At 61.7% G+C, this 16,879-nt stretch carries 14 protein-coding genes; 4 read left to right on the top strand and 10 right to left on the bottom strand.

Features of this window, described 5'->3' with window-relative positions; all coding sequences use genetic code 11:
- Positions 1-31: 31 nt before the first annotated feature.
- The gene (locus AAID99_RS13480) at positions 32-568 is read left to right on the top strand and encodes a DUF3035 domain-containing protein (RefSeq protein ID WP_498494121.1); all 537 of its coding nucleotides are present in this window, start codon (positions 32-34) and stop codon (positions 566-568) included.
- 9 nt (positions 569-577) lie between these two features.
- Complete coding sequence (mutL, locus tag AAID99_RS13485; RefSeq protein ID WP_498494122.1) at positions 578-2,422, top strand: DNA mismatch repair endonuclease MutL; 1,845 nt, start codon at positions 578-580, stop codon at positions 2,420-2,422.
- Between the two features lie 118 nt (positions 2,423-2,540).
- On the opposite strand, the gene AAID99_RS13490 is transcribed toward mutL, so the two are convergent.
- From AAID99_RS13490 to AAID99_RS13505, 4 genes are all read right to left on the bottom strand, one after another.
- Entirely contained in the window at positions 2,541-3,218 is a 678-nt protein-coding gene (locus tag AAID99_RS13490) for a YfdX family protein (RefSeq protein WP_498494123.1), read from the bottom strand.
- A 108-nt stretch (positions 3,219-3,326) separates the two neighbouring features.
- Positions 3,327-4,232 carry an EamA family transporter gene (locus tag AAID99_RS13495; protein ID WP_498494125.1) on the bottom strand — a complete coding sequence of 302 codons (906 nt, stop codon included), beginning with the start codon at positions 4,230-4,232 and terminating at the stop codon, positions 3,327-3,329.
- A complete protein-coding gene (parE, locus tag AAID99_RS13500) occupies positions 4,232-6,250 on the bottom strand; it encodes a DNA topoisomerase IV subunit B (protein ID WP_498494126.1) in 2,019 nt (672 codons plus the stop codon). Before parE ends, AAID99_RS13495 begins: the two co-directional genes overlap by 1 nt.
- A 64-nt stretch (positions 6,251-6,314) precedes the next feature.
- Positions 6,315-6,872, bottom strand: a complete 558-nt coding sequence (locus tag AAID99_RS13505; protein ID WP_229719819.1) for a hypothetical protein — start codon at positions 6,870-6,872, stop codon at positions 6,315-6,317.
- Positions 6,873-7,212: 340 nt separating this feature from the next.
- Between AAID99_RS13505 and AAID99_RS13510 the strand changes: the two genes are divergently transcribed.
- On the top strand, positions 7,213-7,746 hold the full coding sequence (locus tag AAID99_RS13510; RefSeq protein WP_373316707.1) for a hypothetical protein: 534 nt from the start codon (positions 7,213-7,215) through the stop codon (positions 7,744-7,746).
- A gap of 58 nt (positions 7,747-7,804) precedes the next feature.
- On the opposite strand, the gene AAID99_RS13515 is transcribed toward AAID99_RS13510, so the two are convergent.
- Complete coding sequence (locus AAID99_RS13515; protein ID WP_188426701.1) at positions 7,805-8,254, bottom strand: RrF2 family transcriptional regulator; 450 nt, start codon at positions 8,252-8,254, stop codon at positions 7,805-7,807.
- Between the two features lie 111 nt (positions 8,255-8,365).
- Here AAID99_RS13515 and cysK point away from each other — a divergent pair, with 111 nt between their 5' ends.
- A complete protein-coding gene (gene cysK / locus AAID99_RS13520; protein WP_188426702.1) occupies positions 8,366-9,367 on the top strand; it encodes a cysteine synthase A in 1,002 nt (333 codons plus the stop codon).
- Positions 9,368-9,472: 105 nt separating this feature from the next.
- On the opposite strand, the gene AAID99_RS13525 is transcribed toward cysK, so the two are convergent.
- The 5 genes from AAID99_RS13525 to dprA all read right to left on the bottom strand — a co-directional run bounded on the left by AAID99_RS13525 (position 9,473) and on the right by dprA (position 16,875).
- Positions 9,473-10,684, bottom strand: a complete 1,212-nt coding sequence (locus AAID99_RS13525) for an OmpA family protein (RefSeq protein WP_498494129.1) — start codon at positions 10,682-10,684, stop codon at positions 9,473-9,475.
- A gap of 232 nt (positions 10,685-10,916) precedes the next feature.
- Positions 10,917-11,249, bottom strand: coding sequence for a DUF1491 family protein (locus tag AAID99_RS13530; RefSeq protein WP_188426703.1), 333 nt, complete (start codon positions 11,247-11,249; stop codon positions 10,917-10,919).
- Entirely contained in the window at positions 11,246-12,709 is a 1,464-nt protein-coding gene (locus tag AAID99_RS13535; RefSeq protein WP_229719822.1) for a S41 family peptidase, read from the bottom strand. Before AAID99_RS13535 ends, AAID99_RS13530 begins: the two co-directional genes overlap by 4 nt.
- Positions 12,710-12,973: 264 nt before the next feature.
- Positions 12,974-15,706 (bottom strand): type I DNA topoisomerase, encoded by a 2,733-nt coding sequence (gene topA / locus AAID99_RS13540; RefSeq protein ID WP_188426704.1) that lies wholly within the window; start codon positions 15,704-15,706, stop codon positions 12,974-12,976.
- Between the two features lie 41 nt (positions 15,707-15,747).
- Positions 15,748-16,875, bottom strand: a complete 1,128-nt coding sequence (gene dprA / locus AAID99_RS13545; RefSeq protein WP_498494131.1) for a DNA-processing protein DprA — start codon at positions 16,873-16,875, stop codon at positions 15,748-15,750.
- Positions 16,876-16,879: the final 4 nt, after the last annotated feature.

The following is a 16,879-nucleotide window of genomic DNA, read 5'->3' on the forward strand; positions in this document are numbered from 1 at the left end:
GCCGAAACGCTCCATTAGGATTGGGACCGATATGGCTCAGCTCTCCTTCCCGCCCGTCCTCCGCGTCCTGCCGGTTCTCGGCCTGACCGCGCTCCTTCCGGCCTGCTCCGGTTCCGATGTCTCGCGAGCTTTTGGCCTCGAGCGGTCGATGCCTGACGAATATACGGTCACTACGCGGGCACCGCTTTCGATGCCGCCATCGGAGCAGCTGAGCCTGCCGGGACAGGGTGAGCATACGGCGGATGAAAATCCCCGCACCCAGGCGCTCGAGACCCTGTCGCCGAATGCTGCTCTGCACTCGACCACGGGTAGCAACAGCGCGGGCCAGCAGGCTCTTGTCGGCCAGGTCGAGCAGGCCTCCAGAGCGCCGAACAATGCCGAACTGGGCGCTGCCGGCGCCGGTCTGACCGACGAGCTGATGTTCTGGCGCGGCGGCAATTCGGGCAGTGTGGTAGATAGCGAGGCTGAAAACCGCCGTATCCAGCGCGCCTCGGCGCTTGGCCAGAGCCCGTCAATCGGTGCCACCCCCACCAAGAAGTCGAAGAGCTCATTTCTCGGCGTCTTCTGATGCCGACCCATGAATTCTGCTGAGCGCATTCCATTACGGCCGACGCTGCGGCGTCTGTCCAATCATGTCATCGATCTGATCGCTGCTGGCGAGGTTGTCGAGAGACCCGCCGCAGCCCTCAAGGAACTGGCTGAGAACGCGCTCGATGCCGGAGCGACCCGGCTCGAGGTTTCCCTGATCAATGGTGGATGCGACCGTATCGAGGTGATCGATAATGGCTGCGGCATGTCGCCTGACGATCTGGTCATGGCTGTCGAGCGCCATTGCACCTCCAAGCTGAGCGATGAGAGCCTGACCCATATCGTCACGCTCGGCTTTCGTGGCGAGGCGCTGCCCTCCATCGGGGCGACCGCACGGCTTGGCATGATTTCGAGACAGCACGATTCCGACACAGCCTGGATGCTGCGTCTGGAAGGTGGGGTTCTAACCCCGCCAGCGCCCGCCCCCGGCGCGCCGGGCACACGTGTGGTCGTTGAGGATCTTTTCTTTGCCACGCCCGCGCGGCGCAAATTCCTGAAATCAGCGCGCGTCGAGGGCAGTCATGCCGAATCGGTCATGCGGCGTCTGGCGCTTTCGGCGCCGCATTGCGCCATGCGCTTTTCACTCGATGAGCGTCTGGTTTTCGACTTTCCTTCCCAAACTCAGCTCGAACGCGTTCAGGCCGTTCTGGGCGAAAGCGACTCCCTTATCCCGCTCGACGAGGAGCGCAATGGCCTGCATCTGACAGGCTATATCTGCGGACCCGCTGCTACGCGTGCCACAGCAGCGGCGCAGTTTCTTGTCGTCAATAACCGGCCTGTCGCTGACCCCCTGATGAAGACGGCCATACGTGTGGCATACCGCCCGGTCATCGAGCCGGGACGCCATCCGGTTCTAGCCTTGCATCTGACCCTGCCGCATGACCGGGTGGATGTGAACGTCCATCCCGCCAAGACCGAACTGCGCTTCGCCGATGAAGCCGATGTCAGAGGGCTGATGATAGGCGCCATGCAGCGGGCGCTTGGTCACGGTGCGGGTGAGGGCGGGGTACGTGTACGTTTTGCGGCCCCCTCGCGGCAGAACATCCAGTATCCGGCCCCCGAACCGGTGCGCCAAAGCGCCGGTTTTCTCTCTTCCCATGCGACTCTTGCGGGCATCGGAACAACTGCCCCGCAGACGATTCCGACTGCGGTCACAGGTTTCTCCGAAGGCTTTGGAGCCTTTGCGCCAGCGGCCCGGCCTGTCATCCAGCCTGATGTCCAGCAACAGGCGGCTTTCCCGCTCGGTGCCCCGGTGGCACAGGTTTTCGATACATATATTCTGGCCGTCGGTCAGGACGGTGACCTCATACTTGTCGATCAGCATGCGGCCCATGAGCGCCTGACCCATGAGAAGCTGCTCGCCCAGTATGCCTCCGGCACGCTCAAGGCGCAGCGTCTGCTTCTGCCTGAGGTGGTCGATCTGCCCCCCGGACAGGCGGGGCGTCTGCTGGAGTGGAAGACAGCTCTCGAGTCGCTCGGCCTCGAAATCGAGTCGTTCGGCGGAGGCAGCGTGCTGCTACGCACCATGCCCATTCTGCTGCAGGGCGGCGATGGCGTCGCGCTCCTGCGCGATCTCTCGGAAGAACTCGCTGCCGACCCTGATCTTGTGCCGGGAGATAGCGCCGCACTCGAAAGGCGCATTGACGCTGTCATTGCCCGCATGGCCTGTCATGGCAGTATCCGGGCTGGCAGACGCCTGCAGCAGGAGGAAATGGCCGCCCTGCTACGCCAGATGGAGCAGACACCCCGCGCGGGCACCTGCTCGCATGGCCGCCCGACCTGGCTGCGTCTGGGGCGTGACGAACTCGAAAAACTGTTCGGTCGCATCCGGTAGAGACTTTATTGCCTTTTCCGCGACGCAGCCCCTTTTGATTAGCATCACAGGGCTTTCGACTGATTTCTGAGCAAGCGTGATGACCCGCTCAGGGTTGAATTTCAGAAAGCTGAAAATTTTACGACTTTTTGTGCGAAGTCTTATGGGCCGGCGCAGTCGCTGGCTGGGCAGTAACAACCACGCTGTCGGAAACGAACAGCACGCTGTCGAGGGCGTTCTGTAGCGCCTCCGTGGCCATCTTCGCATCGCCACCATCCATGAAGACCGACGCGCGGTTGATGTCACCCGATACCATTTCAAGCGGTGCGAGTGCCACGACATACTGTACGTCGGTGCCCACAACCTGCAGATCTTGATTCACCAGTTTCGTGTCGCCAGTCTTCAGATGCGTATTGGCCTGGGCCAGCGCCGTCTGCTTTTCGGGGGCTAGGGCCTCGGTTACAGCATATTCGCCGCCAATCGGCAGCCAGTGGACCTCCACGCCGGTGATCACGGCGCGTTTGGGGGCGGCATGGCTCGGTGCCGGCTGCATGGCGTCCTGCGCCTTCAGGAAGGCATGGTTGTCCTTGGCGGCTTTCGTAAGTCGGATCTGGGCATCATTGATCAGCGACTGGGCTTGACCGTTCTGGTTGTTGCCCAAGGCCTGCTGTGCCTGAACGATATCGGCGAAGGCCTTCTGGCCGTCCTTGGACAGACGGGCAAAATCCTTGTCAGCCATGCGCTGCGGCGATGCGGCAAGGGCCGGAACCGCAGCGAAAGTGAAAAGGGCGGTACCGGCAATAAAGAGGCGACGCATCGACTTGCTCCCTTGATTCGTCTCCTGACGAGACTGTTGGGAGCAGAACGGTCACGACCTGCCGATGTTGCATGACAAGGGCGTTAACACGCCCTCATGAACCGCCGATCAGGTGGGGGGAACGGTCTCGCCATCCGGCGGCGGCTTGCGGCTGGTCAGCACGTTGCCCGCCGAGGCCCCTGCAATGCAGAGCACACCCAGCCAGCGTGCCACCGAAAGTGACTCGCCCAGCAGAAACAGCCCCGAAATCGAACCGAGAACCGGTTCCATACTGAGCAGAATGCCCAGATCACGCGGGCCAAGCTTGCGCATGGCCATCATGTCCAGAATATACGGGACGGCTGAAGAAAGAATGGCCACACCGACGGCCTGAAAACCCTGATGGGGATGGGTCACAGCTGGCATCAGTGTCGGAATCAGCCAGGGCAGCAGCAGTATACCTGCTGTTGTCATGCCCAGTGTGGTTGCCTGTGCAGCGGGCATGATACGGCCGATACGTGTGCCGGTCAGAATATAGATTACCCAGCCGACAGCGCTGATCAGGGCGGCGATGACCCCGATAGGGTCGAGATGGCCCGAGATGTGATCGGGACGGAGCAGAAGATACAGCCCTGAAAGCACCATACCGGCCCAGACCAGATCGAGGAGACGGCGCGAGCCTATGAGCGCCAGAGACAGCGGTCCCATAAACTCGAACGCGACCACCAGCCCCAGTGGCAGGCGAACCAGCGCGATATAGAAGGCGAAATTCATGACCGCCATCGAGGCCCCGTAGGGCAACAGCAGGCGCCAGATGCCGGGTCTCAGCACCGAGGGGCCGGGCCGGATGACGGTCAGAAGAATGACGGCGGCGAGGCAGACACGCAGTCCGACCATCCCCTCCGCACCGAAGAGCGGAAAGAGGCTCTTGGCCAGCGCAGCGCCAACCTGAAAGGAGGAAATTCCCCCGATCAGAAGAGCCAGACCGCCAAGTTTGTCGAGTCGTGTCGAAGTCGGATGGTCGAGAGCAGCCATCAGACGTCGAGAAGCTCGGCCGAGCGGGCATGATCCTGAATGAAGCGAAAGCGCAGCTCAGGCTTGCGCCCCATCAGGCTTTCGACGCGATCGCTGGTGAGCGCACGGTCTTCCGGGGGGGTGACGACACGCAGCAGCGTGCGTTTGGCGGGGTCCATGGTTGTCTGTTTCAGATCCTTGACCGGCATTTCTCCAAGGCCCTTGAATCGTGAAATCTCGACCTTTGCGCCCTGCTTGAAGTCACGCTTGAGGCGACGCACGCGGTCGTCGTCATCCATGGCGTAAACCGTCTTTGCCCCATGGGTCAGGCGGTAGAGCGGCGGCTGTGCCAGATAGAGATGCCCCTTGCGCACCAGTTCGGGCATTTCGCGATAGAAGAAGGTCATCAGCAGGGAGGCGATATGCGCGCCATCCACGTCAGCATCGGTCATGATGATGACGCGCCCATAACGCAGACGCGTCAGATCGAAGCTCGACCCCGAGCCGCAGCCCAGAGCCTCGACGAGATCGCGTAGTTCCTGATTGGCCTTGAGCTTGTCTGCCGTTGCCGACGCCACGTTGAGAATCTTGCCGCGCAGGGGAAGAACGGCCTGGGTTTCACGATCGCGCGCCTGACGCGCAGAGCCACCTGCCGAATCGCCTTCGACCAGGAAAAGCTCGGTATCGGCCGCATTTTCCCGCGTGCAGTCAGTCAGTTTACCCGGCAGGCGCAGGCGGCGCGTGGCGCTCTTGCGCGGCGTGTCCTTGCTTTCCTTGCGGCGCAAACGTTCTTCGGCACGCTCGATGATGAAAGCCAGAAGATTATCGGCCTGCGCCGGATTGCCGCCCAGCCAGTGGTCCAGCCGGTCACGCAGGGCGCCCTCGACAAGGCGGCTGGCTTCCTGCGTGGTGAGTTTTTCCTTGGTCTGGCCCTGAAAATGCGGGTCGCGGATAAAGACCGAGAGCTTGGCTGAGAGCGCGCCAAGAATATCATCCGCCGTGACCGCCGCCGCACGCTTGGTGTTGCGGCTTTCCCCCCAGGCACGGAAGCCCTTGACCAGAGCTGTGCGGAACCCGGCTTCATGCGTGCCGCCCTGGGGCGTTGGAATCGTATTGCAGTACGACGTCATGCTTGACGTGCCCTGCTCCAGAAAAGCCACAGCCCATTCGAGCTTGCCGCCCGTGCGACCGTCGGCAGCCTGAGGCAGCTCGGCCTCGCCCGCCCAGATCGGGGCCAGCAGGGCGGGCGCGGCACCGAGTTCGGCATTCAGACTGTCAGCGAGACCATTGGGGAAATGGATCGTTGCTTCGGTCGGGATCTCGTCTCCACTCCTGATCAGAGACGGGTCGACGCTCCAGCGGATAGTGACGCCTCGAAACAGCGCAGCTTTCGAGCAGCACAGGCGATAGAGGCGCTGGGGTGAGAAGCTCAGCGTTCCGAAAATTTCCGGGTCCGGCGAAAAGCGGATGGTCGTGCCACGACGGTTGGGGGCGTTGCCGATCTGTTGGAGTGGGGTCAGGGGCTTGCCGCGGGCATAGTCCTGACGCCAGAGCAGCTTTTCGCGTGCAACCTCGACTTCCAGCCTGTCCGACAATGCATTGACCACTGACGAGCCTACGCCGTGCAATCCGCCCGACGTGTCATAGGCCTTGCCCGAAAACTTGCCGCCTGCATGCAGTGTGGTGAAGATCACCTCAAGCGCCGAGCGGTCCTTGAATTTGGGATGGGCATCAACGGGAATACCGCGCCCGTTATCCCGCACCATCAGCAGACGGGGCCCCTCGAGCGCCAGATCGATGACGCTCGCATGACCTGCGACAGCCTCATCCATGGCGTTGTCGAGAATTTCGGAAGCCAGGTGGTGATAGGCGGTATCATCGGTGCCGCCGATATACATGCCCGGGCGGCGTCTGACCGGTTCGAGTCCTTCAAGGACTTCGATCTGATCGGCGCCGTAATTTTCCGGCACAGGAGCCTGCGTCGACTTGCGGGGGCGACGCGCGGGCTTTTCATCACTCTGGAAGAGGTCGTCGTTCATATTGCGTTCTTGACGGCCTCGCCGGGGCGCCGTCAAGCGCCCCGTGCAGGGTAAGGGTCAGTTTTTAGGCGCGTGTCTTGCGATGGGTCCGGCTCTTGCTCGTCGTGCGGCTGTGCGTCACGGCTTCGGGGGCCGAGCAGGTCTCGAAAGAGGCGGGCTGAACCACGTCCTTGGCATCGGCATAATGGGCCAGATCGGCGCCATCATCGAGGGCATCGACCTCGTCGAACATCGCAACGCGCTGCTGGCAGAAGATCGTGCCGGCCTTCAGGCCGCCTTCTGACTGAACATTGGCCAGCTGGGTGATGTAATCGTCATGAGCCTTCATGGCGTTACGTCCATAGGCAGACTTGAAATAGGTGTTCAGACGCTCTTCTTCAGCAGCCAGCTTCGGGCGGAATTTGGCAACGAACGAGTTGTAGCGGTCCTGGGCGCTGCAGGAGAGCGCCGTCACCATCAGTTCGCTCTTGAGCCCCTGCACATTGAAGGCTTCATGCGCCGGAGACTCGCTGCACCCGGCTGCATGAGCAACGCCGGAAACGAAAAAGGTGCTGGCGAGCAGCGTGCACGCGGTCAGGCGCGCGAAGGGGCGCAGGAGGCGTTGCCGGGCTGAAAGCGACATCAAGGAACTCCACAAGGGCAGGGAACGGGATATTTCGGGCGTCGCGCCGGCGAGGCGCAGGCAGGACTGGGGATTACGCCTTGATTATGTCGCAGCAATTGCGGCGAGAAAATGCCCCGAGGCAAGGAAGAACGCCAATTTCTGAAAAAAAAACCTGACTGTTCTTTTCTTTTGTTTCAGCCGCTGCTCCCCCCTTTCGGCGGGGCGCGGCTTGCGCTAGGGCCATTGACGAAATTGTCTCCACAGGCGTTGATCATGCCCGGAGACATCCGGCGTCGTGCCTGCTGCAGAGAAAAAGGCGGTATCGACTGGCGATGACAAGTGACAGGTGGAGTTGATGGTGCGACTGCGTGGTTCAGCAATTACTCTCGTTTCGGCCCTGACTCTGGCGGCCTGTGCGCAGACGCCTGTCGTGCAGCGCGTCGTGCCCCCCAATCCTTTTGGCTATCAAAAGGTCTCTGCCGTCTGCAAGACGACGCCGGTCAAGACCGCCGCCGATGGCAGCATGAGTGTGGAAATGACCGTGCGCAGCGATGACGGGCTCTGTGCCCTGTCGGTGCAGAAGCCGGGCAACACCAATTATCGCTCATTCGGTGTCTCGCCTGCTCCCGAGCACGGCAAGGCGTTCATGTATAATTTTGATGACCACACCTACATCACCTACACGCCCAGCACGGCCTATTCCGGCAAGGACAGCTTCACGGCCATCCTGATCCCCGGCGGCACCGAGGCCCGCAACAAGCTGACCGTCAATGCCGTTGTCGATGCAACGGGCGTGACGATCGCGGCTCCGCCTCCGGCAATCGTGGCGCCTGCCGCCAAGAAGCCTGTCGTCAAGCACACGGCGACCCGTCGCAAGACCACCAAGAAGTAAGCAGCAGAATACGTCTCTGCCCCTCAGGGGGCAGGGGTGTTTCTTTGAGATCGTTCCGTCAGATCGAAAACGAGATCGGTTCGTGCACAGGGCGACGCAGCCCGGCTGCCTCGGCGCGGCGTACCATTTCCTCGAGTGTCAGTGCCGCCATCTCACTGCGCACCGTCTCATCCAGCACCTGCCAGCAGGGCTCGATCACATTGCGATAAAGCGTGCCCTGCGCCGCTTCTTCCGCCCCTGCATCCTCAGACACGACAACGCGCACGATCTCATCGAGCCCGATATCGCGCTGCGGGCGCCCCAAACGGTAGCCGCCCCGAGGACCGCGCACGCTTTCCAGCAATCCCGAGCGCGACAGCGCCTGGAGCAGGGGCTCGATACCGCGACGGGCCAGTCCCGCACGCTCGGCGATATCGCCCCCGCTGACAAGGCTCGAGCGCCCGGCATGAAAGGCTACATCGACCATGATGATCACGGCGATCATCGCCCTGTCCCTGCGGAGATACATGCAGATTTTTCCTCAATGACAAATTATGCGCAATATAGCAGTTATTGCTGACAAATCACAGACCGGCATCGCGGGACTTGCCGCGTTGCTCATTGCACGAAGGAGAAAGCCATGACCACCCGACAGGAGAAGCTGGCGAAGAGTGGGCTGGCAACGCGATATGCGGCCCCACGCGGGCGGGTTTTCGATTCGATTCTCGAAACCATCGGAGGGACGCCTCTCGTCGCGGTGCCGCGGCTGGCCGAGGCTGACAAGCTCAAGGCGCGTCTGCTGCTCAAGCTCGAATTCTTCAATCCGCTCGGCTCGGTCAAGGACCGCATCGGCCTTGCGCTCATTCAGCAGGCCGAGGATCGTGGGGAAATTGCCCCGGGGCGTACCGTGCTGGTCGAGCCCACTTCGGGAAATACAGGTATCTCTTTGGCCTTCGCCTCAGCGGCGCTTGGCTATCGTCTGATCGTGACCATGCCCGAAAGCGCCTCGATCGAGCGCCGCAAGATGCTGCGCCTGATGGATGCCCAGCTTGAACTCACGCCAGCAGCGCGTGGTATGGCCGGCGCAATCATGCGGGCGGAAGAACTCGTCGCCTCGCTTCCCGATGCCTGGATGCCCAGCCAGTTCGACAACCCTGCCAATCCCGAGATCCACGCCCTGACAACCGCAGAAGAATTATGGGTGGATACTGATGGCGCGGTCGATCTGGTTGTGGCTGGTGTCGGGACAGGGGGGACGCTCACCGGAATCGCGCGTACGCTCAAGCCACGCAAGCCGTCGATGCAGTTCTGGGGCGTCGAGCCTGCGGAAAGTGCTGTGCTGAACGGCGACGACCCGGGGCCGCATGGCATTCAGGGTATCGGGCCGGGCTTCTGCCCCAATACCCTCGACTCGTCCCTGCTTGATGGCGTTCTGGCCGTGTCAGAACGTGATGCCATGGCGGCTTCGCGTCGCTGCGCGCGTATTGAGGGGATTCCTATCGGGATTTCGTCTGGTGCGTCGCTCCATGCAGCCCTCGCGCTTGCGCAGCGCGACGAGAATGCAGGCAAGACCATCGTCTCTATCGTACCGTCATTTGCCGAGCGCTATCTTTCGACGTCGCTTTTCAACGGACTTGTCTGAGAGCGTTTTTGCCTTCTGGCAGGCAAGGGGCGGTCTCTGTGACCGCCCGACAGGGCAGATAAACCCTGTTCAGGCGGGGAGGGCGTTGCCCTCCCCGTAATCATGTCAGTGCAGGATGATTTCGACGCGACGGTTCTGCGGTTCGCGCGTGTTGGGCCCCGTCTGAACCAGCGGGTTGCTTTCGCCGTAGCCCTTGGTCACGATCAGTCCGCCCGGCACACCATCGCGGATCAGCTCGGCGCGCACTGCATCGGCGCGGCGTGTCGACAGCTTCAGATTGTAGTCTGCACCGCGTGTGCCGGAATGGGCGGCACTGTTATCGGTATAGCCATTGACCTCGATACGCGTGAGCTGCGTGTGGGTCGAGTTCTGGGCCGCTGTGCCGACGATGGCGCGGGCGCGATCGGTCAGATCGGCACGGTCCCAGTCGAAGAACACCAGATAGCTGCGAGCCGGAGCCGGAGCCGGAGCCGTCATGACCGGAACGCTGCGCGGCGGCGGTGGGGCAGGGTTGAACTCGTAGCGCAGGCCGAGCAGCAGCGAATGGTTGAAATCGGTCCGTGTGACGCGATTGCCTTCCATGGCACCGGCAGGACGCGGCTGATCATAGCCACCGATGCTGCCATAGCCGGTTGCATAGTGACCGTTCGGCCCAAGCATCGTGTAGAAACGATATTCGGTCGTAAACGACAGGCCGACAGCAAAGGGTACGGGGAAGGACAGACCGAAAATGCCCTGATAGGCAAAGTTGCTGGCCGTACCGCCGATCTTCTGGTTCAGGTAGTTGCCCGGCGCACGCACCGAGGCATTCATGGCCTGCCAGCCATAGCCGACACCGGCACCGAAATACGGATAGACCCAGTTTGCGCCGACATCCATGTCGAACAGCGCATTGACCATCACGCCGTATTGCTGCTGACGCCCACCGGCTGCGGAAGGGAAATAGCTTGATTTGAACTGCTGCAGACGGTTGTTGCGGTAGTTGCCTTCCACTTCAACACGAAAGCCGTTGCCCAGACCCCAGCCGACAGAGCCAAGACCTGTCACACCGGCATCATAATGGTCGCGGCCACTCGGCAGCACCGGCGACAGACGCACGGTCTGGTCCTGATTGAAGCTCGCGCCACCAGATCCGGCTGCATAAAGCCCCTTGATGACCTGTGCCTGAGCGGGTGCCGCCACAAGACACAGAGTGCTCAGCGCAGTAAGGCCCGGAATGCTCTTGCGGAAAAGCCGGGAGAGCGAACCGACTGCCTGCCGGACATCAGAAAACGGGCGGCAAACGGTTTCACCGCGCGTTCGGTGTTCCAGCATCATATCGTCTTCTCCATTCTTTTCACGCGGCAGACTGAGAGGAGGCCATCTGAGCAGCCGTCCGCAGCGATCTGAATGCCGTCTTTTCGCTGAACTGTCATCCCCGTGCAACGCCTGTTTCCCGTCAGGGTGCAATCGCCTTGTTGCGCTATTCTTTCTTCCTGCTCCGAGTGTGGGATGGTTGCAACACTCGCAAAACCCGGGAAAGGGGTATCCAGGCCGGAATGACAGAGCCTTATTCACTGCGGCCGGGCAGAAAAGTCTCAACTGGCGTGGCGATATCGTCGAGGGTGAATTCCAGCAGCCATAAATCGGGATCGTAGCGTTTCTGCCGCTCCAGATAGGTGTCGAGGGCTTCTGGCGTCTCCATGGGGATGCGTTCCCAGCCTGCCCCCAGGGCGGAATCACGCAACACGGCGCTGCTGCCGGTTCGATCGGTCAGAACGATCAGGACTGCTCCGGCATCGTCATCGCCGCGCTTGAGCATCATGGCCGAGCCACCCTGTGTCTCGATCAGTCGCATGAGACCGCGCGCCCATAGGCCGGATTTGAGACGGGCCTCGGTCATGGTGTGGAATCGTCCATATCATCGGGCATGGCGGCAATAGCCGCATGATAACTATCGGGCCGATGCAAAAGCAGGGCTGCCGTATCGAGATCGGCATCCGTGCCCAGTGCGGCCGGGCAGTGACGTCTGATATCGAGAATGCGCGACACAGAGACAGGGAAGCGCAGCGCGCGGCTGGCGACAACATTATCGGCATCGAGCAGCTTGCCACGGGAGAGAGAACTAAGTTGCTGATCGAGCGCCTGCGCGCCGCGCGAGGTGCAGATCTGGGGTGTCACGCCCAGCCCCTGCAACGGCCAGCCGAGGGGAGCCAAGACCCGGCTCCAGGTGACGAATAATTCGCCGCCATCGGGCATCTGCCCGACAGCCTGCACCAGTCCCTTGCCGAGTGTCGCGCTGCCGATCACCACGGCACGACGATGATCCGACAGCGCAGCCGCCATGATTTCGGCAGCACTCGCCGTCCGGCCATCGACCAGTGCGGCGATGGGCAGGCCATGGGTCATGTCGCCGCCCTGAACCGCCCAGATATGGTTCGATTTCGGATCGCGGCCCTTTGTCACGACGGCAATGCCCTGATCCAGCACAAGGGCCGTTGCCGTCACGGCCTGTTGCAACACGCCGCCGCGATCGCCCCGCAGATCGAAAATCAGACCGACCAGTTTCTTGTCTTCCAAAGCCTGATCAATGTTCTGGCTGAGCTCCTCAGCCGTGTCGGAAGAAAACGAGGTGATACGCAGCACCACGATATGATCATGCATGCTGGCAAAAACGGTCTGGGGTGGCACCACCTGACGGTCGAGCCGCATGATCGCGCCGTGATGGCCCGGATCGGCCAGAAGCAGCTTCACCTTGCTGCCCGCTGCGCCATTGAGCCAGGTTTCGACGGTTGCAGGGTCCTGATTGCGGGTCGAGCGACCGTCCACGGCCAGAAGCTTCTGGCCGATATTGGCACCAGCGGCCCAGGCGGGGCCATTGGCGTTGATGGCGCCTATGACCAGTGAAGAGCCGTCGCGCACGAGCGAGAGACCGACCCCTGCCAGATCACCGGTCCGGTTCGCCCGGTCATTACCGGCAGGGGTGGGGGCGACATAGCGCGAATACGGATCGAGATGATTGAACAGCTCGTCGAAGAAGCTCTGAAGCAGGGCGTCGCGACCTGCAGCACGCAGCGAGGTCGATCCATGCCATGCCGCATCCATGCTCGAAACGATGAGTTTGACCCAGTTGAGCGTATCGTTCTCACCGGGCTCGCGAAACTCCGAGATGATCTTCGGACCGATAGAGAGCCGTAATGTCGCAGGCTGCGCCGGGTCATGGGGCGGTTCGACCATGGTGATGGACGGATCAATGGCTGTCAGGCCATCGAGGCCCCACAGACTATAGGTCTTGCTGGAGTGGACCTCGAGCGTACGTGGGCTCAGAAAGCGGAAAGCGCTCGACAGGACCGAGCTCAGCAATCCTGTGTCGAGTGCGGTGCTATCTTCAGCCTTTGCCGTTCCCAGGCACAGACACAGGGAAACAGCTGCAGCCGCACCCAGGCATCGTCGGGAGAACCCGCCAGACAGGAAGAAAGGAACGTGTTTCAGAGCCAGTGACCTTGACCATCAGGAAGATGGCTTCCCCCATCGAGTTCCGCTTTAGCGACCCACTAAGTGGCGCGAAAGGGAGCCTAACAGGGGGAGCGACGTTTTTGCCACGGTCTGTGACTTCAAAAACGCAAATTATCCGACGTCTTCACCATCTGTTGTTTTGGCCTTGCGCGTTTTCCTTGCCGGCTTGGCGTCGGTTTCTGTCTTAGCTGTTTTTTTCGTCGTGGCGGCAGTCTTTTTTGCGGCTGGTTTCTTGGCGGTAGCAGCCTTGGGCGCCGCTTTTTTCTTTGGCGCCGCCTTTTCAGTGCTGTCGCTTGCCGCAGCCTTTGTGGTGGTTTTGCGCGTCGTGGCCTTGCCTTTGGCCTTCAGGGGTTTGCCCTTTTCGGCCAGAAGTGCCAGCGCGTCGTCAAAGGTCACCTCATCCATCGACTGGCCCTTGGCCAGATTGGCGACCACCTGTCCGTGCTGGACATAGGGGCCAAAGCGCCCCTTGCGTACCAGAACGGCGGTGCCATCCTTGGGATGGGCGCCGAGGGTACGGATCGAGGCCATTTTCTTGGCCAGGGAGTCGATGGCGCGATTGAGCCCGACGGTCAGCACGTCGTCATCGGCGTCAAGCGTGCCGAAAATAGCCCCCATCTTTACATAAGGTCCAAAGCGACCCAGCCCTGCTTCAATCATCTCGCCCGTCTCAGGATGCGGCCCGAGCTTGCGCGGAAGGGAGAGCAGGCCGAGCGCCTGATCGAGCGTCAGCTTGTCGCCTTCCAGCCCCTTGGGGATGGTTGTGCGCTTGGGCTTGATCTTCTTGTTTTCCGGATCGGCTTCGCCACGCTGCAGATACAGGCCGTAGGGGCCGCGACGTACCGTCACTTCCTCACCTGTTTCCGGGTCCTGGCCGAGGCTCTTCATGCCTTCCTTCAGGGTTTCGCCCTCGCCGCCATCTTCAGCCACGAGGCGACGCGTGAACTGGCAGGTCGGATAATTCGAGCAGCCGATAAAGGCGCCGAACTTGCCCAGACGCAGCCCCAGACGCCCGGTGCCGCAAGCCGTGCACTGGCGCGGATCGCCTCCGTCTTCACGTGTCGGGAAGAAATGCGAGCCGAGATCCTCATCGAGTGCATCAATGACATCCGAGATCTTCAGATCCTTGGTCTGGGCGACCGCGGCCGAGAAATCGCGCCAGAAGGCGGCCATGATGTCGTGCCAGTCGGCGCGACCATCCGAGATATCGTCGAGCTGCTCTTCAAGCGTTGCCGTGAAATCGGTGTCGACATAGCGCTCGAAGAACGAGGTCAGGAATGCCGTGACCAGACGGCCCCGGTCTTCGGGGATGAAGCGACGGGCATCGAGTCGCACATAATTGCGGTCGCGCAGCACGGTCAGAATCGAGGCATAGGTCGACGGGCGTCCGATACCGATTTCTTCCATGCGCTTGACGAGGCTTGCTTCAGAGAAGCGCGGCGGCGGCTGGGTGAAATGCTGGTCGGCCTCGACACCACGAGTCGTCAGGCGCTCGCCCTCGCTCATGGCGGGCAGCACGCGGCCTTCGTCATCATCGGTCTTGGTGTCGTCCCGCCCTTCGGTATAGAGCTTGAGAAAGCCGTCAAAAGCGATGATCGAGCCATTGGCGCGCAGCGTGGTTCTGCCGGTCGAATCGGTAAGATCGGCCACGACCTGGTCGAGTTCGGCAGATTGCATCTGCGAAGCGACGGCGCGTTTCCACACAAGTTCGTAAAGACGCATCTGCTCGCCCGAAAGATGGCGCGCCATCGATTCGGGGGTGCGGCTCACATCGGTAGGCCGGATTGCCTCATGCGCTTCCTGCGCATTCTTGGCCTTGCTCGAATAGACGCGTGGCTTTTCGGGCAGATAGGGCGCGCCGTAGCTCTCGCCGATCATGGCGCGAATGGCGGTCACGGCCTCGGCGGCCATGGTGACACCATCGGTACGCATATAGGTGATGAGACCGACCGTCTCGCCGCCCAGATCGACACCTTCATAAAGCTGCTGAGCGGTACGCATGGTGGTTTGCGCGCTCATACCGATCTTGCGCGAGGCTTCCTGCTGAAGCGTCGAGGTGGTGAACGGCGCTGGCGGGTTACGCTTGGCTTTCTTGCGCTCGACCGAACGCACCGAAAACGCGCTGCTGGCGACCAGATCGCGCGCGGCATGGGCTTTTTCTGCGTTATCGAGATCGAACTGGTCGAGTTTGCGCCCGTCGAGATGGGTTAATCGTGCCGAGAAGGCGGCATTGCGTGGCGTGGCGAAGGCGCCGGTGATCGACCAGTATTCCCGGCTCTTGAAGACTTCGATCTCGGCTTCACGCTCGCAGATCAGTCGCAGTGCTACAGATTGCACGCGACCGGCACTGCGGCTGCCGGGCAGCTTGCGCCAAAGCACGGGTGAAAGCGTGAACCCGACCAGATAATCGAGCGCGCGTCGGGCCATATAGGCATCGATCAGAGGCTGATCGAGCGCGCGCGGGTTCGCCATGGCCGTCTGCACAGCCGATTTGGTGATTTCGTTGAAAGTCACGCGCTGCACGTTCTTGCCGCGCAGCAGGTTCTTCTCTTCGAGCGCCGCACGGACATGCCAGGAGATGGCTTCGCCTTCGCGATCCGGGTCAGTGGCGAGATAGAGCGTATCGGCGTTCTTGACGGCCTTGGCGATGGTCGCGATCTGCTTGGCGCCGCGCTCATCGGTCTGCCAGTCCATGGCGAAATTCTCGTCAGGTCGCACGCTGCCGTCCTTGGGCGGCAGGTCGCGGACATGGCCGAAGGATGCCAGAACGATAAAGTTATCGCCCAGATATTTGTTGATGGTCTTTGCCTTCGCCGGGCTTTCGACCACTACGACATCAGTCATCTCTACTCCAGAACCGCTCCGGCCTGCTCGGAACCGGCGAATCAGGCTGACAGCACAACCTGACCCCCGGGAAGGAAGGTCGCTATGCCGCCAAGTTCGAGTTCTGACAGGGCGGACAGCACCATGGATACCGAGAACTGGCAGCGCGCCACGATATCGTCAACTGCCACTGGTGTTGGAGAAAGGAGATCGCGCAGCGTTTCACGCACTTCCTCGGGCGTCGGCGCAGGGGCAAAGTCAGGCTGGTCAGGCTCTGAAAACCCCGGCAGCCCGGTCCATTCAGGAGTCTTGAGCGGCTCATTGCCAGTACCGATCTGGCTGAGTACGTCCTGCGCCGTTTCCGTCAGAATCGCGCCTTGTCGCAGCAGATCATTGCCACCGCGAGAGCGCGGGTCGAGCGGTGAGCCAGGCACGGCAAACACGTCGCGGCCATAATCGAGGGCAAGGCGTGCGGTAATCAATGTGCCCGAGCGCAGGGCAGCTTCCACCAGAATGACACCAAGCGAGAGCCCGGCGATCAGCCTGTTGCGCCGTGGAAAGTGACTGGCCTGGGGAATTGTGCCGAGCGGGGCCTCTGTCACGATGCAGCCGCGTTCGGCCACGGCGCGGTAGAGACCTTCGTTTTCCGGCGGATAGAAACAGTCGAGGCCCCCTGCGGCGGCCCCGATGGTCATGCCGGGATGCAGTGCCGCCCTATGCGCCACGGAATCGATGCCCCGGGCGAGGCCGGACACAATGACACAGCCCTCAAGCGCAAGCGCGCCGCTCAGACTTTCGGCAATGCGCAGCCCCCCGGCAGAGGCATTGCGGGCGCCAACGATCCCTATGGTGCGTCCGCAAAGAAGCTCGGCCCTGCCCCATATGTTCAGCACGGGCGGGGCATCGGGAATCCGTGCCAACAGGGGGGGATAATCGGCGTCGCCGATCACCATCATCCGACCGCCGAGCCGTTCGAGCGCGACCTGTTCTTCCTGAACCGATTCGCGTGAGGGAATGCTGACGCCACCCCGTCGCCCCGCCTTGCGTGCACGCTCCGGCAGGGCGTCGATGGCAACGTCAGCCGAGCCGTGCTCGTTCAGAAGGCGTCTGAAATTGACCGGACCAATCCCGTCAGTACGTGCGAGACGCACCATGTCGATGCGTTCGTTGCCTGAAGGAGAGGGCGCCATTAGC

This window comes from Asaia sp. Ae19-3, from assembly GCF_059801175.1.

Bases quoted from the DNA above. Each gene is read 5' to 3' on its own strand.
- parE (WP_498494126.1), bottom strand. From the start codon at position 6,250: ATGAACGACGACCTCTTCCAGAGTGATGAAAAGCCCGCGCGTCGCCCC.
- dprA (WP_498494131.1), bottom strand. From the start codon at position 16,875: ATGGCGCCCTCTCCTTCAGGCAACGAACGCATCGACATGGTGCGTCTC.
- AAID99_RS13530 (WP_188426703.1), bottom strand. From the start codon at position 11,249: ATGACCGAGGCCCGTCTCAAATCCGGCCTATGGGCGCGCGGTCTCATG.
- mutL (WP_498494122.1), top strand. From the start codon at position 578: ATGAATTCTGCTGAGCGCATTCCATTACGGCCGACGCTGCGGCGTCTG.
- topA (WP_188426704.1), bottom strand. From the start codon at position 15,706: ATGACTGATGTCGTAGTGGTCGAAAGCCCGGCGAAGGCAAAGACCATC.
- AAID99_RS13525 (WP_498494129.1), bottom strand. From the start codon at position 10,684: ATGATGCTGGAACACCGAACGCGCGGTGAAACCGTTTGCCGCCCGTTT.
- AAID99_RS13490 (WP_498494123.1), bottom strand. From the start codon at position 3,218: ATGCGTCGCCTCTTTATTGCCGGTACCGCCCTTTTCACTTTCGCTGCG.
- AAID99_RS13505 (WP_229719819.1), bottom strand. From the start codon at position 6,872: ATGTCGCTTTCAGCCCGGCAACGCCTCCTGCGCCCCTTCGCGCGCCTG.
- AAID99_RS13495 (WP_498494125.1), bottom strand. From the start codon at position 4,232: ATGGCTGCTCTCGACCATCCGACTTCGACACGACTCGACAAACTTGGC.
- AAID99_RS13515 (WP_188426701.1), bottom strand. From the start codon at position 8,254: ATGTATCTCCGCAGGGACAGGGCGATGATCGCCGTGATCATCATGGTC.
- cysK (WP_188426702.1), top strand. From the start codon at position 8,366: ATGACCACCCGACAGGAGAAGCTGGCGAAGAGTGGGCTGGCAACGCGA.
- AAID99_RS13480 (WP_498494121.1), top strand. From the start codon at position 32: ATGGCTCAGCTCTCCTTCCCGCCCGTCCTCCGCGTCCTGCCGGTTCTC.